Origin of the sequence: Sporosarcina sp. SAFN-015 (genome assembly GCF_051966875.1) — a bacterium.
Lineage (GTDB): Bacteria > Bacillota > Bacilli > Bacillales_A > Planococcaceae > Sporosarcina.
The window spans coordinates 168,540-186,117 of record NZ_JBQCKP010000009.1; the positions used below are offsets into that span (position 1 = coordinate 168,540).

Below are 17,578 nucleotides of genomic sequence, written 5' to 3' on the forward strand. Positions count from 1 at the left end.
ATGATACCATTGCTATTGGGTAGTTTCATGAAAAATGGCAGAAGGGGTGATTTCAATGAAGAGAACACTTGTCATCAGCGATATTCACGGAGAGCTGGAGCTGTTCGAGGAGCTTTTGCAAAGAACTGGGTATGATTCCACCCAAGATCAGCTCGTACTTCTAGGTGACTATATCGACAGAGGGCCTCATTCAAAAGAGGTGCTTGACAAGGTGATGGAGTTGAAAAGCGAAGGAGCTATTGTTCTGAAAGGAAATCACGATGAAATGTTGGTAAAGGCATTCAGAACCAATGAGGAACGGGCTTGGAAGAACTGGACTAACCGCAATGGCGGAGATGCAACATTGAAAAGTTATGGTTTTTCCGAAGAAGAATTTAAAGTTGGGGAAGAAGAACCTTTCGTCAAACCAGAAATCCATTCCGTTGAATTGGAGGAACATATTCAGTTTATACAAACCCTCGATTATTATTTGGAATGGGATGACACTATCTTCGTCCACGCAGGCGTCCATCCAGAAAAACCGGTAGAAGAAACAGATCCTTATGAGCTCATTTGGATTCGAGATGTCTTCCACAACGGATATAATGGAGAGAAGACGGTTATCTTCGGACATACCCCGACAAAGAACTTACATAAGGACAAGCAAGGCTGTTCGGTGTTCTTTGGTGAAAATCGAATAATCGGCATCGATGGTGCTGCCGTATACGGCGGACAGTTGAACTGCCTCCAGCTTCCCGAAAAAATTGTTTACTCCGTTACAGCAAAAGAAAAAAAGAATTTGAAAAAAGGTGAGGTACATGACAAACAAACCGTATAAAGCATTAGTGACCGATCGTATCTTCTTCGGCGGTGTCGATGCAATTGAAGAATTGATGGCTAATGAAAAGATTGACGTTATTTTTGATTTGCGTGCAGAAGTGGAAGGTTCATTGCCGAGCAACGTAAGCATCCATCAACCGTTGTTGGACGGTGCTGATGAACAGGACAACTCTATCCGTGAAGCGGTGAACAAAGTGATGGAAGCTTACAAAGAAGGCAAAAATGTATATTTCCATTGTAATACTGGTAGAGGACGCGGGGGCACCCTTGCGGCAGCCACGCTTATTGAATTAGGCAAAGCGGAAAATGTGGAGGAAGCGGAGCTAATGACACAAGCGATCCGTCCCGAAACAAACATCAAACCGGCCTTTAAAGAGGCACTGAATCGTCTATACGGATAATGAAAAAGCGGAGGCAGGGATACCCCCACCTCCACTTTTTTCATTTCCTCTCCTTGCGCTTCGCTTTCTTTTTCACTTCCCGCTCAATCTTCTCAAAACGTCTGATATCAGTTGGCCTTACCGTAATCGGCTCTTTCCTCAACAACTTACCTAAAGAAAAGATGAGTAAAATGAGAAATAGAGTAAATGGCAACGCAGAAACGAGAGATGCAGATTGCAAAGCCTCCAGCCCGCCCGCATAAAGCAATACTGCCGCAATCGCCGACATGAGGAAGCCCCAAATCATTTTGACGATAAGAGGAGGAAGCAAGCTCCCCTTGGTCGTCATACTTGCTAATATATAAGTCGCAGAATCTGCAGATGTTATTAAGAATGTAAAAATGAGTACAATGGATAAAAATGAAACAACGCCTGTAAACGGTAAATGGTTGAGCGTTTCAAATATGGCGGAAGTGACGTCCGCATCTACTGCCTCGGCGATCTTCGTCCCATTGTTCAAATCGCTATATAATGCCGTCCCGCCTAATGTTGCAATCCACATACAAGCGAAGACCGGAGGAATAATCATAACTCCGGCAATAAACTCTCGGATTGTGCGCCCTTTAGAAACGCGGGCGACGAAAGCGCCGACGAAAGGAGACCATGCTATTGTCCAAGCCCAGTAAAAGATCGTCCATTCCCTTACCCACGTCCCGCCTTGATACGGCTGCAGCCGTAAACTGTATCGAATGAAATTATTAATGTAATCCCCTATTGCCAATGTGAAGCTTTCGAGAATAAAAACCTTAGGACCGACAAAAAAGAAAAAGATAAGCAATGCAATAGCCATCGCTAAATTAAAGTTGCCTAAATAAGCAATCCCCTTACTCAAACCGCTTGAAGCTGAAATCATATAAGCGACGAAAACAATGAATATAATAATTAGCTGTATCCAAAATGTGTTTTTCGTATGAAATACATACTCCAAACCGCCACTCATCTGCAACACTCCCATGCCGAGTGATGTCGCGATTCCCATGACGGTAGCAATAACTGCGAATGAATCGATGCCTGTCTTTAAATGGCGATTCGAACCGACCAACGGCTCCAGCGCTGTTGAAATTAAACCATCCTTCCTTTTTCGGAACTGGAGAAACCCGATAACGAGCCCGACAATCCCAAAGATACCCCATTGCGAGATTCCCCAATGGAAGAACGAATAGCCCATTGCAATGCGTGCCGCCTCCTCAGATTGCGGTTCGATACCTTTAAGAGGAGAAGTGAAATAATGGCTCATCGGTTCCGCGACTCCCCAGAAAACGAGTCCGACTCCAAATCCTGCCGAGAACAGCATGCCGATCCAAGTGAAAAATGGATAGTCAGGCCTTTCCTCGTCCCCTCCTAAACGTATCGCACCGAATTTACTAATTGCTAAGCCAGCTAAAAAAACAACGATAATGAAAACTGTTAATAAATAAAACCAACCGAACTTCGCAGTCGTAAAACCGTATAATTGTCCTGCAACTTCCCCAAACGGACCTGGCACTACCGTTCCTAGGATGACAAGCACTAATATAGCGACTGCTGATATCGTAAACACCGGATTCTTCCAAAACTTTCTGTCCAAAACAAAATCGACTCCCAATAAACATAGTTACCTAGTGTGTACCCTAAATTAACAAAAGATAACATGAAAAAACGGCGATGTTTTTCAACTTCGCCGTTTTCGGATGATTAAACCATATAAAGCTAATACTGCAAGGACAATAAGGGCGGATAACAAATATACATTCCGGTATCCCATTTGAACTGCTATAATTCCTAACACATACGATCCGACAGCAAGCCCCGAGTCGAATAGCGTAAAGAATGTTGCTGTCGCATACCCGCTTCTTTGATGTGACGTCGATTGGATTGCAAGCGTCTGCATGCTCGGTACAAGTGCTCCATAGCCAAGCCCGACAAACGCTCCTGCAATTAAAAATAATCCCGAGGAATCCATGAAGGATAGGATGAACAAACCGAAGAAGAAGCATAGGAATCCAGGTATCAAAATAAATGCCGGTCCTTTTTCATCAAAAATTCTCCCGGTGAATGGTCGAGTTATAAGCATAACCGCTGCAAAGACGACAAAAAAGAAACTCGCTAGCGGCAATAAGCCTTTCTCTTGCGCATAAATCGACAAATAGGAAAGGACACTGGCATAAGAAAATGCAATTAAGCTCGCCAAAAATGCAATCGGCAACGCTTTTTTCTCAAACAAGTCATTCCATGTAAAACCTTTTGACTTCGTTGCAACAGGCACCATATCCATTTTCGGAATTAGAAGAGCCACAACCGCACCGATAATCATAAGGACACTCATTAAAATGAACAATGCATCGTAGGAATATGTTTGGATAACAAAAAGGGCAATGAATGGTCCAATAACGACCGCCAAATTCGTCGACATAACAAAGTAGCCAAGCCCTGCCCCTCTTCTCGTTGGCGGGACGATATCCGCGGCGAGTGAACCTGCTGCCGTTGTCACGATGCTGAACCAAACACCTTGGAAGAATCGCAAGGCAAGCAAGCCTCCGAATGGTGTAATGAAATAATAGAGAATCGTGCAAATGAGGTAGAAGAATAAGCTGACTAGCAGCATTTTTCGTTTCCCGACAATATCAAGCAGTTTTCCAGTAAATGGACGTACAATAATAGCGGATATTAAGAAGATTGTCATTAACAGGCCAGCTTCTTCGTCTGTCCTGCTCAGTGCATCTTTTGCGTAAAGTGGTAAAGTCGAGACTAAGCCATAAAACACAATAAAAACAGATAAATTTGTCAAGAACAAACTAATAAACGGCTTCGTCCAAATAGGTTCTTTATTATTCAATGAATCATACTCCTTAACTTATATTTTTTTCAATAATTCCATGAGAAGCTTTTCCTCTTCCCCTGAAAGACCTCTCAAACTTTGTTCTTCAAACCGAATGATTGTCTTTTTAATATCGGAGAGCTGCAGAATCGCATTTTCTGTTAAGCTGACATATTTTTCACGCCTGTCCTTCCCTTCACGCGTCACTAGCCAGCCCATTTCCTCTAATCGATTGACAGTCCGAGTAATCGTTGGTGCCTCTACATTTAAGTATTTCCATATTTGCGTCAATGTCATCTCACCATGTTGATAAACCGAGTAAATAACCGACCATTGCGCGGCAAACAGGCCATGTTCTTTCAGTGCTATGTTCAGCTCCTTGCTCAATAATCGTGATCGCTGAAACAGCTCATGAATTAATGGATTCAATTTCAACACCTCATTGTTTACTTAGGTAACTAATAAAGTATACGCCTCTTCAGCATATCTGTAAAGACAACAAAAAAACCGCCAATTGAACAGCGGCCTTAATCGTTAACATTTTTGCATTACTTCATTCCATCGGTAAAACTTCTTTCTATTAGTGAGCGGTAGGCGACGTAATCTTTTGGTCTTTCGGCAAAGCGAGCCCTACAAGTCCGATGAATGGAAGGAAAGAAGCGATTACCATCGTTGGGAAGATACCGATTGAATCCATTAAATTCCCGATTACAACAGCACCGATCGCTCCCATTCCAAACGCCAAGCCGACCGTCAAACCGGCCATCGTACCGATTTTGGTCGGTACAAGCTCTTGTGCATAAATAACAGTAACAGTGAAGCTAAGCATGATAAAGAAACCAATTACTACGAGCAACACCCCAACCGCCCAAAGCGGAGCGTGCGGGAGTAATAGACAAAGAGGCAACGGAACTAATAATGACAATACAATTACATTTTTCCTTCCGAACCGATCTGCCCACGGTCCACCAAAAAATGTACCCGCAGCACCAAGTGCCATGAAAAGGAATATGTATAGCTGCCCTTGCTCAATCTTCAAGCCATATCCATCCATCAAATAAAAGATGTAAAAACTAGTGACATTCGTAACGTAAAAGGAACGGGCAAAAATGATGGTCAACAATAAAGCGAGAGCAATCCCGATTTGTTTTTTTGTCAATTCGCCAATAGAAGATAACAGCACTTTTTTGCGATTGTTCTTTTTATCTGATTCCAGCTGGCGTTTGTACCAAGCGGAAATCTTGGACAAGATGAAAATCCCGAGAGCCGCTACTGCAATGAAAACAGCTGCCCCCTTCTGCCCAAGCGGCACTAAAACAAATGCACTGATCAGCGGTGCCAGTGCTTGTCCTGAGTTTCCTCCGACTTGGTAAATCGACTGGGAAAGTCCCCTTTTCGTCCCTGCTGCCAAGAAGGATACCCTCGAACCCTCCGGATGGAATACTGCGGAGCCAAGCCCCAATATGATGACCGACAGGAGAATGAGCCAATAGCTCGGTGCGATTGCCAAACCAGCCATTCCAATGAGCGAGAATGTCATACCGATAGGAAGCGCATACGGCATCGGTTTCCTGTCGCTGAAATAGCCGACGACAGGCTGCAGGACAGAGGCAACCATATTCAAAGCAAAAAAGATGTATCCCAGCTGTGTAAAACTTAGTCCTCTTTCCTTTTCCAACACCGGGAACATCGCCGGTATGACCGCTTGAAGAGTATCATTCAGCAAATGGCATGCCCCGATTGCAAACATGATCGGATATACCGGGTTGGCTGGATTTTGTGTTTGTTTACTTGATGTCAACGAAATCCCCACGCTTTATTAAGTAATTTGAACAATATGTCCAGTATACAGCAATCGAAAGTGCGAATGTTAAGAATCCCTCAAAATCGTAAAGTTGACCGTTTTAAAACGCAGGATTTCCGGGTAGATTACATAGTACTAGCATTTGAAAGGATTGAAGTTGAAATGACAGCCTTGGGCAATGTTTCATTGATGACTTTGTTTCCAGTAACTTTACTGTTGCTTACGATGGAAATCGTTCTAGCCTCTTACAAATCGTTATCCCCCAATTGGACAATGAGGCTGGCTTACGGCAATCTCATCATTAATGTCGCTTGGACAATCCTAATTATTTTCCTTCTTCTCAATCCATCGATCATCTTGCCTCACCTTGCCGATGTCTTGGCAGAAGTGTTTCAAAGATCGCCTGATGATATTATCCCGCAAGTCCATTTGATCATTATGGGAGTTGGTCTTGCATCAATCATTACAACAGTTATCGATGCTTTCGCAGGCTTTAGAAAACCGAGGAATGAAAATAGCGGAGTGAACGAAGCTTCGCGAGAGTGAAGTAATGATAGCTCCTATGTAAGGTAGATGAGCTCTTGTACATCAATCTACGTGTTTAGTAGAGACAATTCCGGGAAAACAAAGAACGGAATCACTTTACGAAAGCGGAGGTGTCGAAAATGGCGAAAATTGCAGTAGAAAACCCATTTGACGATGTAAAAGCAGCCTTAGAGGAAAAAGGACATGAAGTGAAAATGTTTGAAAGCGATGAAAATCTGAACGGCTATGATATCGGCGTCGTACGTGCGATTGGCGATGTGAACGTCGATCAATTCGATTTTCCGGTCGTCAGCATTCACGGAATGTCTGTGCAAGATGTCGTAAATGAAGTTGAACAACGTTTACAACGATAAGATAGACCGGAGTCCAGAGCGGATTCCGGTCTTTCGTTTTTCATTCACTATCCAATACTTTTTCCGTCCCCGCAATGACGACAGCTGCGGATGCATCGCCGACAACGTTCACTGATGTTCTCATCATATCGAGCACCCTATCGATGCCGGCAATTAATGCGATTCCTTCAAGCGGCATATTTACAGATGTCAAAACCATCGCAAGCATGATCATACCAGCTCCAGGAACACCTGCTGTCCCTATAGATGCCAAAATAGTTATGAGGACAACCGTCAACAATTGAAGGAACGACAATTCCAAATTAAAAAATTGTGCGATGAAGATAACGGCAACTCCTTGATAAATTGCCGTGCCGTCCATGTTGACAGTAGCGCCGAGCGGGAGGACAAAGCTTGATATTTTATTTGGCACGCCAAGATTTTCGTTCGTGTTTTTAATTGTCACAGGCAACGTTCCCGAACTGCTGCAAGTGCTGAATGCGACAAGTGCTGCAGGCGAAATCCCTTTGAAGAACCTTTTCGGACTCATTCCTGAAAATGTCTTAACCGCTGTTGAATACACAATGACTGCGTGTAAAATACAAGCGATGTAAACCGCTACTATCACTTTGACAAGCGGTAAAAGAACGGATAATCCGTATTGACCGATAACCGGGGCAAGTAAACCTAAAATGCCGATGGGTGCCACTTTCATGACAATCCCGGTAATTTTGTACATAATTTCGGCAAACCCTTCAAAAAACGAATAGACGGGACGCGCTTTTTCTCCAACTATCGTGATCGCTAGCCCAATGAATAATGCAAAGAAGATGATTTGTAAAATGCTTCCCGTTGCCAATGCGGTAAAAGGATTCTCTGGTACAATATTCAATATTGTCGTAATGGCACTTTGCGGTTCCTGCGTCGCTGATTCTGGAGCGACCAATCCATCAGATGAAATGGATATTCCTTTACCAGGCGAAATTAGGAATGCGATGGCAAGGCCGATAATAATAGCGATAGCAGTAGTGGCTAAATAGTAGACGACAGTCTTGATACCGATTCTTCCGAGTTGCTTTGGATCGGACGTACCGGCAACACCGACGACCAATGTGGATAAAATGAGCGGAGCGATAATGAATTTAATTAACCTTAAAAATAAATCCCCGAATGGCTTCAGAAAATCAATGGAACTTCCGAATAAACTGCCTAAAATAATGGCTAACAAAAAGGCGATAAAAATTTGCGTGACAAGATTAAATTTGATCTTCATGCCTCTCCCCTTTCATGAAATTTGTACGTACACTTGCTACTACCAACATATACAAACTCCATTCATAACATGAATGAAAGAAGCAATAAAAAAGCCCCCAGACCGCTTTCGCGAAAAGGGGGACCGATCAGAACCATTTGCCGACGATTGGATAATTGTATGTTTCACCTTGCAACGATTTCACTATTCCTAGTATCGGAACGATGATCGTCATCAGACCGAAAACAATGATCATCGGTATGCCGATCAAGAATATGATCAAAATAGCCGAAATGAAAATCAAAGCGCCCATTACTAATTGGAATAACAACGCTTGGATGGATATTCTCTTTACCTCTGTATCATCCACAACCAAATAGATGATGAACGGAACAAGGAACGGTGCGAAAAATGCGCTAGCATGTACCAACACTTTCAATCCTGTATTTTCCATATTGTGTACCTCCTTGTTTTCTACTATATTATACTTTACGGATAACGAAGGAGGAAGTTTCACTTTCATCCTAATAATTCATTGAATTTCCGTTCGATCAATTTTAGATCAATTTCTTCATTCGGAGCATCTTTCAACTTATAACGTTCTTTCAGTGTCAAAATACGCTTCACACTTTCATTGATCCGTTCCTCAGATATTTTCCCTTCTTGCACTGCAGCCATCAATGCATTGATTGTACCCATTTGGTTTTCATAATCGCCGGCAATCAACAGCAGATCACTTCCAGCAAGAAAAGACTGTACTGCAGCTTCAGGAACCGTATAATCATTTACGATTGCTCCCATCGTCATATCGTCCGTAATGACAACACCTTCAAAATTCATCTCCTCGCGAAGCAAACCCGTAATGATTTTTTCCGATAAAGAGGAAGGATACTTGTCATCTAACTCAGGAAACATAATATGTGCCACCATGATCACATCTGCATTTTTCTCAATCGCCCGTTGAAAAGGGATGAGTTCGGTTTCATGCAATTCGGCTAATGACTTATCAATGACCGGCAAAGAAAGATGGGAATCTACATGTGTATCCCCATGCCCCGGAAAATGTTTTACGACAGAAATAATACCATTATCCGTCATCCCTTGCATGACTGCCATGCCTATATCCGCAACTTTGTTTGGATCTGATGAAAATGACCGGTCACCGATAACAGGATTTTTCGGGTTGCTATGGACATCCAACACAGGTGCATAGTTCATGTTATAACCGAAAGCATGCAACAGTTCTGCAAGATAAGCGCCGGTATCATAAGCAAGCGTTTCATCACCCGTACGACCGAAGTATTCTGCTGCAGGCAATTTTTTCATGCTGGATGGGAGGCGGGAAACACGTCCTCCTTCTTCATCGACCGAAATGAACAAAGGAACTTTATAATCTGTATTTGCCTGTTTGCTATCATTCAATAATTTCAGCATTTCTGCAGGATACGATATATTTTTTCCTAATAAAATGATCCCCCCGACATGATGTTGTCGAATCAGACGGTCCAACTCATCACCGTATGTCTTCCCTTGCATACCGACGATGAGTAATTGGCCGATCTTCTCTTCTAATGTCATGTCTTCCATCAACGCATCTACCTGTGAAAGAACGATTTCCGGTTGATCTGAAATTTGCGGCCTCTCACTGAACTGGGGAGGTTCATTACTCATTTCTTGCGACGCCGGACTGCATCCCGTCAATAAAAAGATGAGGCAAAAAACGAACAATCCTATGCCCCGACGCATGGGATGACTCGGGGCTAACTCCAAATTTCTTTCGCCCTATCTATAGAATCAAGTGAAATACGGCCTTTCAACATCGGAGGAGGACAATGTCTGTTATGCTCAGCAATCTTTTCATTTATTTCAATTACACGTTTTTGAAGTATGCCCTGTTCGCCACTCGGTGAAAGAGCTGCCAACTCATTGATCATACCGCTAATTTCGTGCTGCAATTTCAACCAATGCGGTTTATAACCCGCGTCTTTAGCAATCTTTTGAAAGTGCTGGAATGTGTCACCTGAAAAATACTCTTTCGGCAACGGTTTTCCGAAACCTTTCAAATTTTCCATGCCGTTTTCATTTTCACGTTTTTTTAACATATCGCCGATCAGGTCATTGTATGGAGGCATTGAATTATCAGACATTCTTATACCACTCTTTCATCGATTTTTATCAAATCATTTTTGCCAGACGTATATTCAAGTTTCATTTGCTCCAACTCAAGTTTCATCTTTTCGGTTTCGATGATGAAATTTTGCTGCTTTAACTTCTCAAGTTCAATTTCTTCCCGAACCATTTCCGCCTTAAACTTCAACGTCCTCCGTTTGTAATCGGTAATAATAGCCGTTATCGGCACACACATGACGATCGCAACGATGATTGCCCCTACCATTCATTTCACTCTCCCCAGTTAAAAGGCTGACAGTAGCCGCCTATTTATATTTTCTTTGCTCATTGTTTCTAAGTTACGGAAAAAACAGAAAAAGTTTCGTCTCTTTTCGGTTAATTCCCCGTAAATGTTGCAGGAGCGACAACTCCGACAAGTTGCCCGGTTGCGCACATAACATCATCCGCAAACACTTCGATGTCAACTTTCCATTTTTTCGGGTGGATTTCTTCAACCGTTCCGACCGCCTTCAAAACTTTCCCTTGTGGAGTCGGCTTCAAATAATTCACGTTCAAAGAAGCAGTGACAAAACGTGGAACTTCCGCGTCGTCGCCAGGCTCATGTCCATTCTTGCGATACAATGCGAGCGCACAAGACCCCGTTCCATGGCAATCAACGAACGATGCTATTAATCCACCGTAAACAAACCCCGGAATCGCCATATGCTTTTCCAATGGTTCATAATATGTAACCGTTTTCTCTCCGTCCCAGCCTGTACGGAAATGATACCCATCCTCATTCAGCCGCCCGCATCCGAAACACCAAGCAAAATCATCTGCATAGAAATCTTGTATCGCATTTTCAACTTTCGTCATTTTTCACCCTCCATATATTCTTTATTATTTGAATACTAGTATAACACTAATCTTTCCTTCCCCTGATAAGCAAAACTATTTTATAAACTATCTCATTCGTATTAATGAATCTTCCTCCAGAATCATAGCATGAGTACTATTCCGTATAAGCAAACGCTGCGTATACTATACAAACGAAGACTGGAGGAATTGAGATGAAAATTCGCGCTTTCTTGCTCATCGCACTTATAATCGGAGGGATGTATGCAATGATCGAGACGATCAATGATTTTAATGAAAAAAGTTTCAATGAGTTTTTTGAAACATTGGATGCCGATTTCAGTTCGCTTACGTTCACGAAGCCGACGATGCACGGTTCCCCTGCTGAGACGTGGAGCATCCATGATGAACATAAAGTAGACGACTTGCTTCAATTCCTGCAAAGCTACCATGTAAAGAAATTGAAGCCCGAAGAAATCAATTTAGACGATAATATTGACGAATTCACTATCAGCTTAGAGGATGCGGACGGGAATACGGTCACGATCATCATTGCGGAGAATTTGATCGTTGAAAATTCATTGCTCTATTATGAAATCGTCGACGGTCCACTCGATGTCGACTGGATTGTACGCTTTTTCGTCACAAATAAATCATAACTCCTGTATCGGCGGTGAATAGGAGTCAGTATCCACGTATAAACACAATAACTTACGTATAATTTATTTTCGTTTCGCGGCATATTGATGAATCATCGCCCGTATCATCGGGTTCAAGTCTTCCGGCAGTTTCTGCAAATTAAAGAACCCGACTTCTGATGTCTCAACGCCGTCAGCTTTCAGTTCACCGCCACGAATATCATCCGTTGCATACACAATTGTCACCGAGTAATATTCGTGGCCATTGTTTAAGACGGTATGTGTTTGGGCACCTGAAACGACGGTTACGAGTTCCATCTTTCCAGTTTGTATCCCCGTTTCCTCCAGCACTTCCCTGCGCCCGGCTTCTTCCGCAGATTCCCCGAGCTCCATGAATCCACCCGGAATTCCCCAGCGTCCATCCAAGTTTTTCTGCAGAAGAATTTCCCCTTTTTCATTGAACACGCCCACTCCAACACCTGTCAGCAATAAGGGCCGGTTTCCGACCGTTTCTCTAAGTTCTTCAATATACCCCATGACCCATTCCCCTTTTTCGTAATAAACTTATGCGTTTGACACAATAATTGTAAATGTCCCAGGCAGCCTCTCGCTAATCTTTTGTGGTGAACCTGCTGGAAATGCCCAATGCACTCCCTTGTCCTCTTTCATTTTTCTTATCTTTAAATCAGAATGAACAAGAGCATTGACTACTTCAGATAGCATCCACTGCCTGATTACATTTCTCTCTAATTCGTTTTGCATTGTTTCTGGCAAAAGTGCCGAATAGGCTACATTAACCTCCACATATCTGTCACTAAAATAGTCACCATCCAGTACAGCTTCTCCATTTATAACGCGCATCGTTTTTGAAACGAAAGGGTGATAATCTCTTACGATAAAAATTCCTGTTTCGGTCATCAACTTGGAAACCTTCTGGAATAACGGGTGTAAGTCAACAAAATAATGAAGTACCCCCATTTCAAGAATGACAATATCGAATGGTGACATATCCTCTTCACCTAAATCCAGAACGTCTTTGACAATATAAGTTAGAGAAACCTCTGCCGCTTTCGCCAACTCCATTGCATAACGTTTATTTTCAGAGGATAGATCTACTACTGTCACATCTGCGCCAAGTAGTGCCAAGCAGACTGCTTTATTTCCTTTTGAGCCAAGTAAATTAAGGACTCTTTTTCCTTTCACATCCCCAATTTCATCCAAGTAGTAGCTTACCTTTTTAGACGGATCCGCCAATAATTCCTTTGCGTAATCTTTAGGTGAACCATGCCGTGCTACCCATGCTTCATAAGCGTTTTGGTTCCACCCTATTTTATTTCTTTCGCTCATTTGCTGCTGGTTCATCAAGCTTGAACTCCTTGAAAATGATAAGGCACTGACGTTTCAAGCAGTCCTTCAATACCGTTTTCATAATAAGGCATGGCTTCATTTGCGAATGAAAGATCTTTCCATTCCGCATCTAAAATACCGCCTACATCTTGAATGGCTACTTCCCCATCCATTGCTTCCGCCAAAAATGTGAAAAACAACACATGATTGTTTTCCTTCTGCCTGAACGCCTCATTCACCTTCAGCAATCTATCGATCGTCACATTCAGTCCTGTTTCCTCCCACACTTCGCGCTTTGCTGCCTGTTCCAATGTCTCCCCTTTTTCTACACCCCCGCCAGGCAATGTCCAATTATCATATTTCCTATTCTTCACCATTAGTACTTTTCCCTTTTTTAGGATGACAGAATATACAACATCTACTCGATTCATTATTGAATCCCCCCCTGCTCGTATATACTTAAAATCATAGCTTATCACCGGAGGGATGGACAATGGAATTCAGAAATATCGATGAACAAATCATTCAAAAATATAAGGAAGATGAAACGCTCATGATTCGTCTGTTTGTTCAATGGTGCTCGAACAATGAATTAAATCCACATACACTTTATAAAAAGGCATATCCTTACCAAATAGAAAATGCCGCTTTACAGGAAGTAATCGAAAGCGACGACGGATTCGACGATGTGCATATCGACAACGTAACTATGCTCGATGTCCTTCAGCTTTTCGGCAATGAAGATCTAGCTTTTGTTGTCGCTGACGAGATAGATAGACTGTCCAGTAAATAAGTTCGCAGAAATGACAATTCATTTTTACTTTTCTATTAGTTTGCTATATACTATCATTAGTTCGACATCCGTAATAATTACGAGCTAAAAGGGAGAGATAGGAATGGTGAAAAGTTTACCACCACGTTCAGAAGTGAACATTGAAGAAACTTGGAATTTGGAAGACCTTTTCAAAACGGAAGAGGATTATAATGCAGCGATCGAACAGCTTGTAAGTGAAGTTGCTTCCTTTGAAGAACGCTTCAAAGGGAATATTACTGATGAGAAAGCAATCATCGAAGCTTTAGATGGATATGCTTCCATCATGGGCAAAATGACACCAATTGGAGCTTACCAAAGCTTGGCGCATAGTGTTGATCAAACAAATGATGAAGCACAAATGCGTGCTAGTAAATACGGCTCGACTGCATCCAAGCTCGGAAGCCAGCTTTCTTTCTTTACGAGTGAACTTTCCGAAGTATCAAGTGAACTATTGGAAAAAGCGATGACCCAATCCGAGGAGTATAAAAATTATCTTGAAGAATTGATTCGTCAAAAGCCATATAAGCTTCATCCAGAAGTGGAAAAGACATTAGCCGCATTCTCTTCTGTTTTGAACGCGCCATACGGATTGTATAATACGACTAAATTAGTGGACATGAACTTCGATGATTTTGAAGTCGACGGAGAAAAATATCCGTTAAGCTATACGTCATTCGAAGGCGGATGGGAATCTGAAACGGATACGGAAAAAAGAAGAGCTGCGTATGATGCGTTCCATGCGAAATTGAGGGAGTACCAACATACGACTGCTAAAACATACGATATGCATCTACAAAAAGAGAAAACAACTTCGGATCTTAGAGGATATGAAAACGTTTTTGAATATCTTCTATTCAACCAAGAAGTTGACCGCTCCATGTATGACCGTCAAATCGATTTGATTATGAAACATCTTGCGCCGCATATGCGTAAATATGCAAAGCTTCTTCAAAAGGTCCATGGACTCGACGAAATGACTTTCTCCGACTTGAAGATTCCATTAGACCCTAACTATGAACCGAAAATCACAATTGAAGAATCGAAGAAATATATCGATGACGCGCTTGCTATTATGGGTGACGATTATATGAATATGATTGATCGTTCCTATAAAGAGCGCTGGACTGACTTTGCGCAAAATACCGGCAAATCGACCGGAGCTTTCTGTTCAAGCCCTTATGGCGTCCACCCTTATATTTTGATTTCATGGACAGGCAGTATGGAAGATGTCTTTGTATTGGCGCATGAGCTTGGACACGCGGGGCATTTCTACAATGCACACCAACACCAAAACATTTTCAATTCACGTCCATCTATGTACTTTATTGAAGCTCCTTCGACGATGAATGAAATGTTGATGGCGAACCATTTGCTATCCAACTCGAATGATCCGAAATTCAAACGTTGGGTTATTTCTTCCATCGTGGCGCGTACGTACTATCATAACTTCGTCACACACTTATTGGAAGCAGCATACCAACGGAAAGTGTATGAGCGCATTGATGCTGGCGGCAGTGTGAATGCGAACGTACTGAACAGCCTGAAGCGTGGCGTTCTTGAAGAATTCTGGGGAGACGACGTTAAAATCAATGAAGGTGCGGAATTGACATGGATGCGCCAGCCGCATTACTACATGGGCTTGTATCCGTACACGTACAGTGCAGGATTGACGATTTCCACACAAGTATCTAAACGTATTTTGGAAGAAGGTCAACCTGCAGTTGAAGATTGGCTGAAGGTTCTTCAAGCAGGTGGCACGAAATCCCCTGCTGAGCTTTCTAAAATGGCAGGCGTCGATATTACGACTGAACAACCTTTGCTTGACACGATTGCGTATATCGGTGAATTGATCGACCAGCTAGTAGAATTGACAGAAGAAATTGAAGCTGCACAAGTGAACTAATTTTGGCTGAGCTGTCCTTTCCATGAAGGGGCAGCTTTTTATTTGAAGTTGTTATTCGCTTTTCCATCCGATATGATAAATACAAATCTATTCGCATTCCTAGTATCATTTTCGAAATGAGGGGTTTACTTGTCTTCCACACAATCCAATTGGTATGTCCGGTTCGGCTGTCTAGCACCTATCATCGGGATTGCTGCAATGTTTTATTTCATAAAGCGGGACGCCTTCCTTCCCGGTTTCTTTTTTTTCGCGGCGTTCTTCGGCTTTGCTGCACTCTTTTTATCCCTTTCCACAAGGGCGGAAGAAAAGTTGAAAGCAAAGCAGAGAGATTATTTGAATACATTTCTACCGAAAGCAGCGAACTATATTGAATCACATACATTCATCGCAGATGATCTTCTTTCAAAAATTGCGGTTGATGAAAAAAATCGTCGAATTTATTTTTGGGAGCCTGCTCCTATAGAAGGAAAGCCCGTCAAAAAAGCATTTGTCAAAATGCCTTACATACTTTCAGATTATCCATATTCCGCAATACTGGCCGTGGAAGTGTATGAAAACGGCACTCGGCAGAAAACAGTTGTGAAGGAAGCCGAAGGAACGATGGAGCGCATTGAAGCGCTCGGACAATCTATCACACCAGTCGTCGATAAGAAGATGTCGCTAGCGAAGAAAGCGATCCACCGTAGAATTGCCACCGTTGAAATGAAGATCATCATCGATGATGATACAAAGCCGGTTAGAATCATCCGTTTCTTTGCAAATCTTGATAAGAGGATGAAGAAGGAATCTACTGACCATGTCGCTATGGAACGACAAGTTGATCATTGGATATCCCTTCTTACGTTCATCATGAATAATAAATAATAGTGTTGAGCTGCCGCCTCATTTTTTAAGAGCGGCGGCTTTTTCGTTTTCAATGAAAAATCATGTTGAGTTTCCTTCGACACATATAGTAGAATGAAAGCACATCTTAGTCAGACGAGTCAAAAAACTAAGAAAACGAGGTTTTTACATGCTGATTTCTAATCGTGTACAAAACATGCCGCCCCATTTCTTTTCTTCATTAGTTGAAAAAGTGGACGCCGCCAAAGCAGCTGGAAAGAACGTTATTAATTTAGGGAGAGGCAATCCAGATCAACCGACGCCTTCTCATATTATTAAAGCGTTGCAGCAAGCCGTGGAGAAGCCTGAAACGCATGGATACTCGCCATTTAACGGAATTCCTGAATTGCGAAAAGCGGTCTCGGAATTTTATAAGCGAGAATATGGCGTTGATATTGATCCAGAAACGGAAGTCGCTATTTTAGGCGGATCCAAAATAGGACTTGTTGAAGTACCTTTAGCGATGATGAATGATGGCGATCTACTTTTGCTTCCAGATCCGGGATATCCCGATTATTTATCCGGTGTCAGTCTCGCCAACATCACTTATGAAACGATGCCTTTGCTGAAGGAAAATGGATTCATGCCGGATTTTGAGGCATTATCTGATGATGTAAAACAGAAAGCAAAAATTATGTATTTGAACTACCCGAACAACCCGACGAGCGCAGTGGCGACTGTCCCCTTCTTTGAGGAAGCGGTTACATTCGCCAAGGAAAATGATATTTTCATTTTGCATGATATGGCATATGGTGGAATCGGCTTTGACGGTGAGAAGCCGGTCAGCTTCCTGCAAGCGGAAGGTGCAAAAGAGGTCGGAATTGAAATGTATACATTATCAAAGACATACAATATGGCTGGCTGGAGAGTTGCCTTTGCTGTCGGAAATAGCCAGATGATTAAAGCGATCAATAAGTTGCAACACCATTTATTCATCAGCCTTTTCCCTGCTGTCCAACACGCAGCCATCTGAAGCTTAGCCTCCAACGGATTCAGGCGGATGTAGGGATAATGTTGTTTTTGTAGAAATCCTTCTAAAC

At 42.4% G+C, this 17,578-nt stretch carries 21 protein-coding genes and 1 pseudogene; 9 read left to right on the forward strand and 13 right to left on the reverse strand.

Features of this window, described 5'->3' with window-relative positions; all coding sequences use genetic code 11:
- Nucleotides 1-55 precede the first annotated feature (55 nt).
- Together ACTHPA_RS15605 and ACTHPA_RS15610 are read left to right on the forward strand one after the other, a co-directional pair.
- Nucleotides 56-817 carry a metallophosphoesterase family protein gene (locus tag ACTHPA_RS15605; RefSeq protein WP_440501489.1) on the forward strand — a complete coding sequence of 254 codons (762 nt, stop codon included), beginning with the start codon at nucleotides 56-58 and terminating at the stop codon, nucleotides 815-817.
- The gene (locus ACTHPA_RS15610) at nucleotides 798-1,220 is read left to right on the forward strand and encodes a protein-tyrosine phosphatase family protein (protein WP_440501491.1); all 423 of its coding nucleotides are present in this window, start codon (nucleotides 798-800) and stop codon (nucleotides 1,218-1,220) included. The genes ACTHPA_RS15605 and ACTHPA_RS15610 overlap by 20 nt, the downstream gene beginning before the upstream one ends.
- A 40-nt stretch (nucleotides 1,221-1,260) precedes the next feature.
- Here ACTHPA_RS15610 and ACTHPA_RS15615 read toward each other — a convergent pair whose 3' ends face one another.
- From ACTHPA_RS15615 to ACTHPA_RS15630, 4 genes are all read right to left on the reverse strand, one after another.
- Nucleotides 1,261-2,826, reverse strand: coding sequence for a BCCT family transporter (locus ACTHPA_RS15615; protein WP_440501493.1), 1,566 nt, complete (start codon nucleotides 2,824-2,826; stop codon nucleotides 1,261-1,263).
- Between the two features lie 84 nt (nucleotides 2,827-2,910).
- Nucleotides 2,911-4,074 carry an MFS transporter gene (locus ACTHPA_RS15620; protein WP_440501494.1) on the reverse strand — a complete coding sequence of 388 codons (1,164 nt, stop codon included), beginning with the start codon at nucleotides 4,072-4,074 and terminating at the stop codon, nucleotides 2,911-2,913.
- A gap of 18 nt (nucleotides 4,075-4,092) precedes the next feature.
- The gene (locus tag ACTHPA_RS15625) at nucleotides 4,093-4,494 is read right to left on the reverse strand and encodes a MarR family winged helix-turn-helix transcriptional regulator (RefSeq protein ID WP_440501495.1); all 402 of its coding nucleotides are present in this window, start codon (nucleotides 4,492-4,494) and stop codon (nucleotides 4,093-4,095) included.
- A gap of 142 nt (nucleotides 4,495-4,636) precedes the next feature.
- Nucleotides 4,637-5,806 (reverse strand): MFS transporter, encoded by a 1,170-nt coding sequence (locus ACTHPA_RS15630; RefSeq protein ID WP_440501523.1) that lies wholly within the window; start codon nucleotides 5,804-5,806, stop codon nucleotides 4,637-4,639.
- 87 nt (nucleotides 5,807-5,893) lie between these two features.
- Here ACTHPA_RS15630 and ACTHPA_RS15635 point away from each other — a divergent pair, with 87 nt between their 5' ends.
- Together ACTHPA_RS15635 and ACTHPA_RS15640 are read left to right on the forward strand one after the other, a co-directional pair.
- Nucleotides 5,894-6,406, forward strand: a complete 513-nt coding sequence (locus ACTHPA_RS15635) for a hypothetical protein (protein ID WP_440501496.1) — start codon at nucleotides 5,894-5,896, stop codon at nucleotides 6,404-6,406.
- A gap of 119 nt (nucleotides 6,407-6,525) precedes the next feature.
- On the forward strand, nucleotides 6,526-6,759 hold the full coding sequence (locus ACTHPA_RS15640; protein WP_440501497.1) for a YkuS family protein: 234 nt from the start codon (nucleotides 6,526-6,528) through the stop codon (nucleotides 6,757-6,759).
- A gap of 40 nt (nucleotides 6,760-6,799) precedes the next feature.
- Here the strand turns inward: ACTHPA_RS15640 and ACTHPA_RS15645 are convergent, their stop codons facing one another.
- From ACTHPA_RS15645 to ACTHPA_RS15670, 6 genes are all read right to left on the reverse strand, one after another.
- Entirely contained in the window at nucleotides 6,800-8,005 is a 1,206-nt protein-coding gene (locus tag ACTHPA_RS15645; protein WP_440501525.1) for a dicarboxylate/amino acid:cation symporter, read from the reverse strand.
- Between the two features lie 133 nt (nucleotides 8,006-8,138).
- Nucleotides 8,139-8,444, reverse strand: a complete 306-nt coding sequence (locus ACTHPA_RS15650) for a DUF4870 domain-containing protein (RefSeq protein WP_440501498.1) — start codon at nucleotides 8,442-8,444, stop codon at nucleotides 8,139-8,141.
- A 65-nt stretch (nucleotides 8,445-8,509) separates the two neighbouring features.
- The gene (gene nagZ, locus ACTHPA_RS15655) at nucleotides 8,510-9,661 is read right to left on the reverse strand and encodes a beta-N-acetylhexosaminidase (protein WP_440501499.1); all 1,152 of its coding nucleotides are present in this window, start codon (nucleotides 9,659-9,661) and stop codon (nucleotides 8,510-8,512) included.
- An 89-nt stretch (nucleotides 9,662-9,750) separates the two neighbouring features.
- Nucleotides 9,751-10,137 (reverse strand): DnaJ family domain-containing protein, encoded by a 387-nt coding sequence (locus tag ACTHPA_RS15660; RefSeq protein ID WP_440501500.1) that lies wholly within the window; start codon nucleotides 10,135-10,137, stop codon nucleotides 9,751-9,753.
- A 2-nt stretch (nucleotides 10,138-10,139) separates the two neighbouring features.
- Nucleotides 10,140-10,385, reverse strand: coding sequence for a hypothetical protein (locus ACTHPA_RS15665; RefSeq protein WP_440501501.1), 246 nt, complete (start codon nucleotides 10,383-10,385; stop codon nucleotides 10,140-10,142).
- A gap of 110 nt (nucleotides 10,386-10,495) precedes the next feature.
- Nucleotides 10,496-10,975 (reverse strand): PaaI family thioesterase, encoded by a 480-nt coding sequence (locus tag ACTHPA_RS15670; RefSeq protein ID WP_440501502.1) that lies wholly within the window; start codon nucleotides 10,973-10,975, stop codon nucleotides 10,496-10,498.
- Between the two features lie 194 nt (nucleotides 10,976-11,169).
- Here ACTHPA_RS15670 and ACTHPA_RS15675 point away from each other — a divergent pair, with 194 nt between their 5' ends.
- The gene (locus ACTHPA_RS15675) at nucleotides 11,170-11,613 is read left to right on the forward strand and encodes a hypothetical protein (protein WP_440501503.1); all 444 of its coding nucleotides are present in this window, start codon (nucleotides 11,170-11,172) and stop codon (nucleotides 11,611-11,613) included.
- 63 nt (nucleotides 11,614-11,676) lie between these two features.
- Here the strand turns inward: ACTHPA_RS15675 and ACTHPA_RS15680 are convergent, their stop codons facing one another.
- From ACTHPA_RS15680 to ACTHPA_RS15690, 3 genes are read right to left on the reverse strand one after another with little or no spacing between them, the layout of a single operon-like run.
- Complete coding sequence (locus tag ACTHPA_RS15680) at nucleotides 11,677-12,129, reverse strand: NUDIX hydrolase (RefSeq protein ID WP_440501504.1); 453 nt, start codon at nucleotides 12,127-12,129, stop codon at nucleotides 11,677-11,679.
- 27 nt (nucleotides 12,130-12,156) lie between these two features.
- Entirely contained in the window at nucleotides 12,157-12,954 is a 798-nt protein-coding gene (locus ACTHPA_RS15685) for a class I SAM-dependent methyltransferase (protein WP_440501505.1), read from the reverse strand.
- Nucleotides 12,954-13,370, reverse strand: coding sequence for an NUDIX hydrolase (locus ACTHPA_RS15690; protein ID WP_440501506.1), 417 nt, complete (start codon nucleotides 13,368-13,370; stop codon nucleotides 12,954-12,956). The genes ACTHPA_RS15685 and ACTHPA_RS15690 overlap by 1 nt, the downstream gene beginning before the upstream one ends.
- A gap of 62 nt (nucleotides 13,371-13,432) precedes the next feature.
- Between ACTHPA_RS15690 and ACTHPA_RS15695 the strand changes: the two genes are divergently transcribed.
- From ACTHPA_RS15695 to ACTHPA_RS15710, 4 genes and pseudogenes are all read left to right on the forward strand, one after another.
- Complete coding sequence (locus ACTHPA_RS15695; RefSeq protein WP_440501507.1) at nucleotides 13,433-13,732, forward strand: hypothetical protein; 300 nt, start codon at nucleotides 13,433-13,435, stop codon at nucleotides 13,730-13,732.
- Between the two features lie 103 nt (nucleotides 13,733-13,835).
- Entirely contained in the window at nucleotides 13,836-15,656 is a 1,821-nt protein-coding gene (pepF, locus tag ACTHPA_RS15700; protein ID WP_440501508.1) for an oligoendopeptidase F, read from the forward strand.
- 129 nt (nucleotides 15,657-15,785) lie between these two features.
- Nucleotides 15,786-16,520 carry a hypothetical protein gene (locus ACTHPA_RS15705; RefSeq protein ID WP_440501510.1) on the forward strand — a complete coding sequence of 245 codons (735 nt, stop codon included), beginning with the start codon at nucleotides 15,786-15,788 and terminating at the stop codon, nucleotides 16,518-16,520.
- Nucleotides 16,521-16,668: 148 nt separating this feature from the next.
- Nucleotides 16,669-17,505: pseudogene (locus ACTHPA_RS15710) on the forward strand (aminotransferase class I/II-fold pyridoxal phosphate-dependent enzyme); the annotation flags it as partial.
- Nucleotides 17,506-17,578 lie beyond the last annotated feature (73 nt).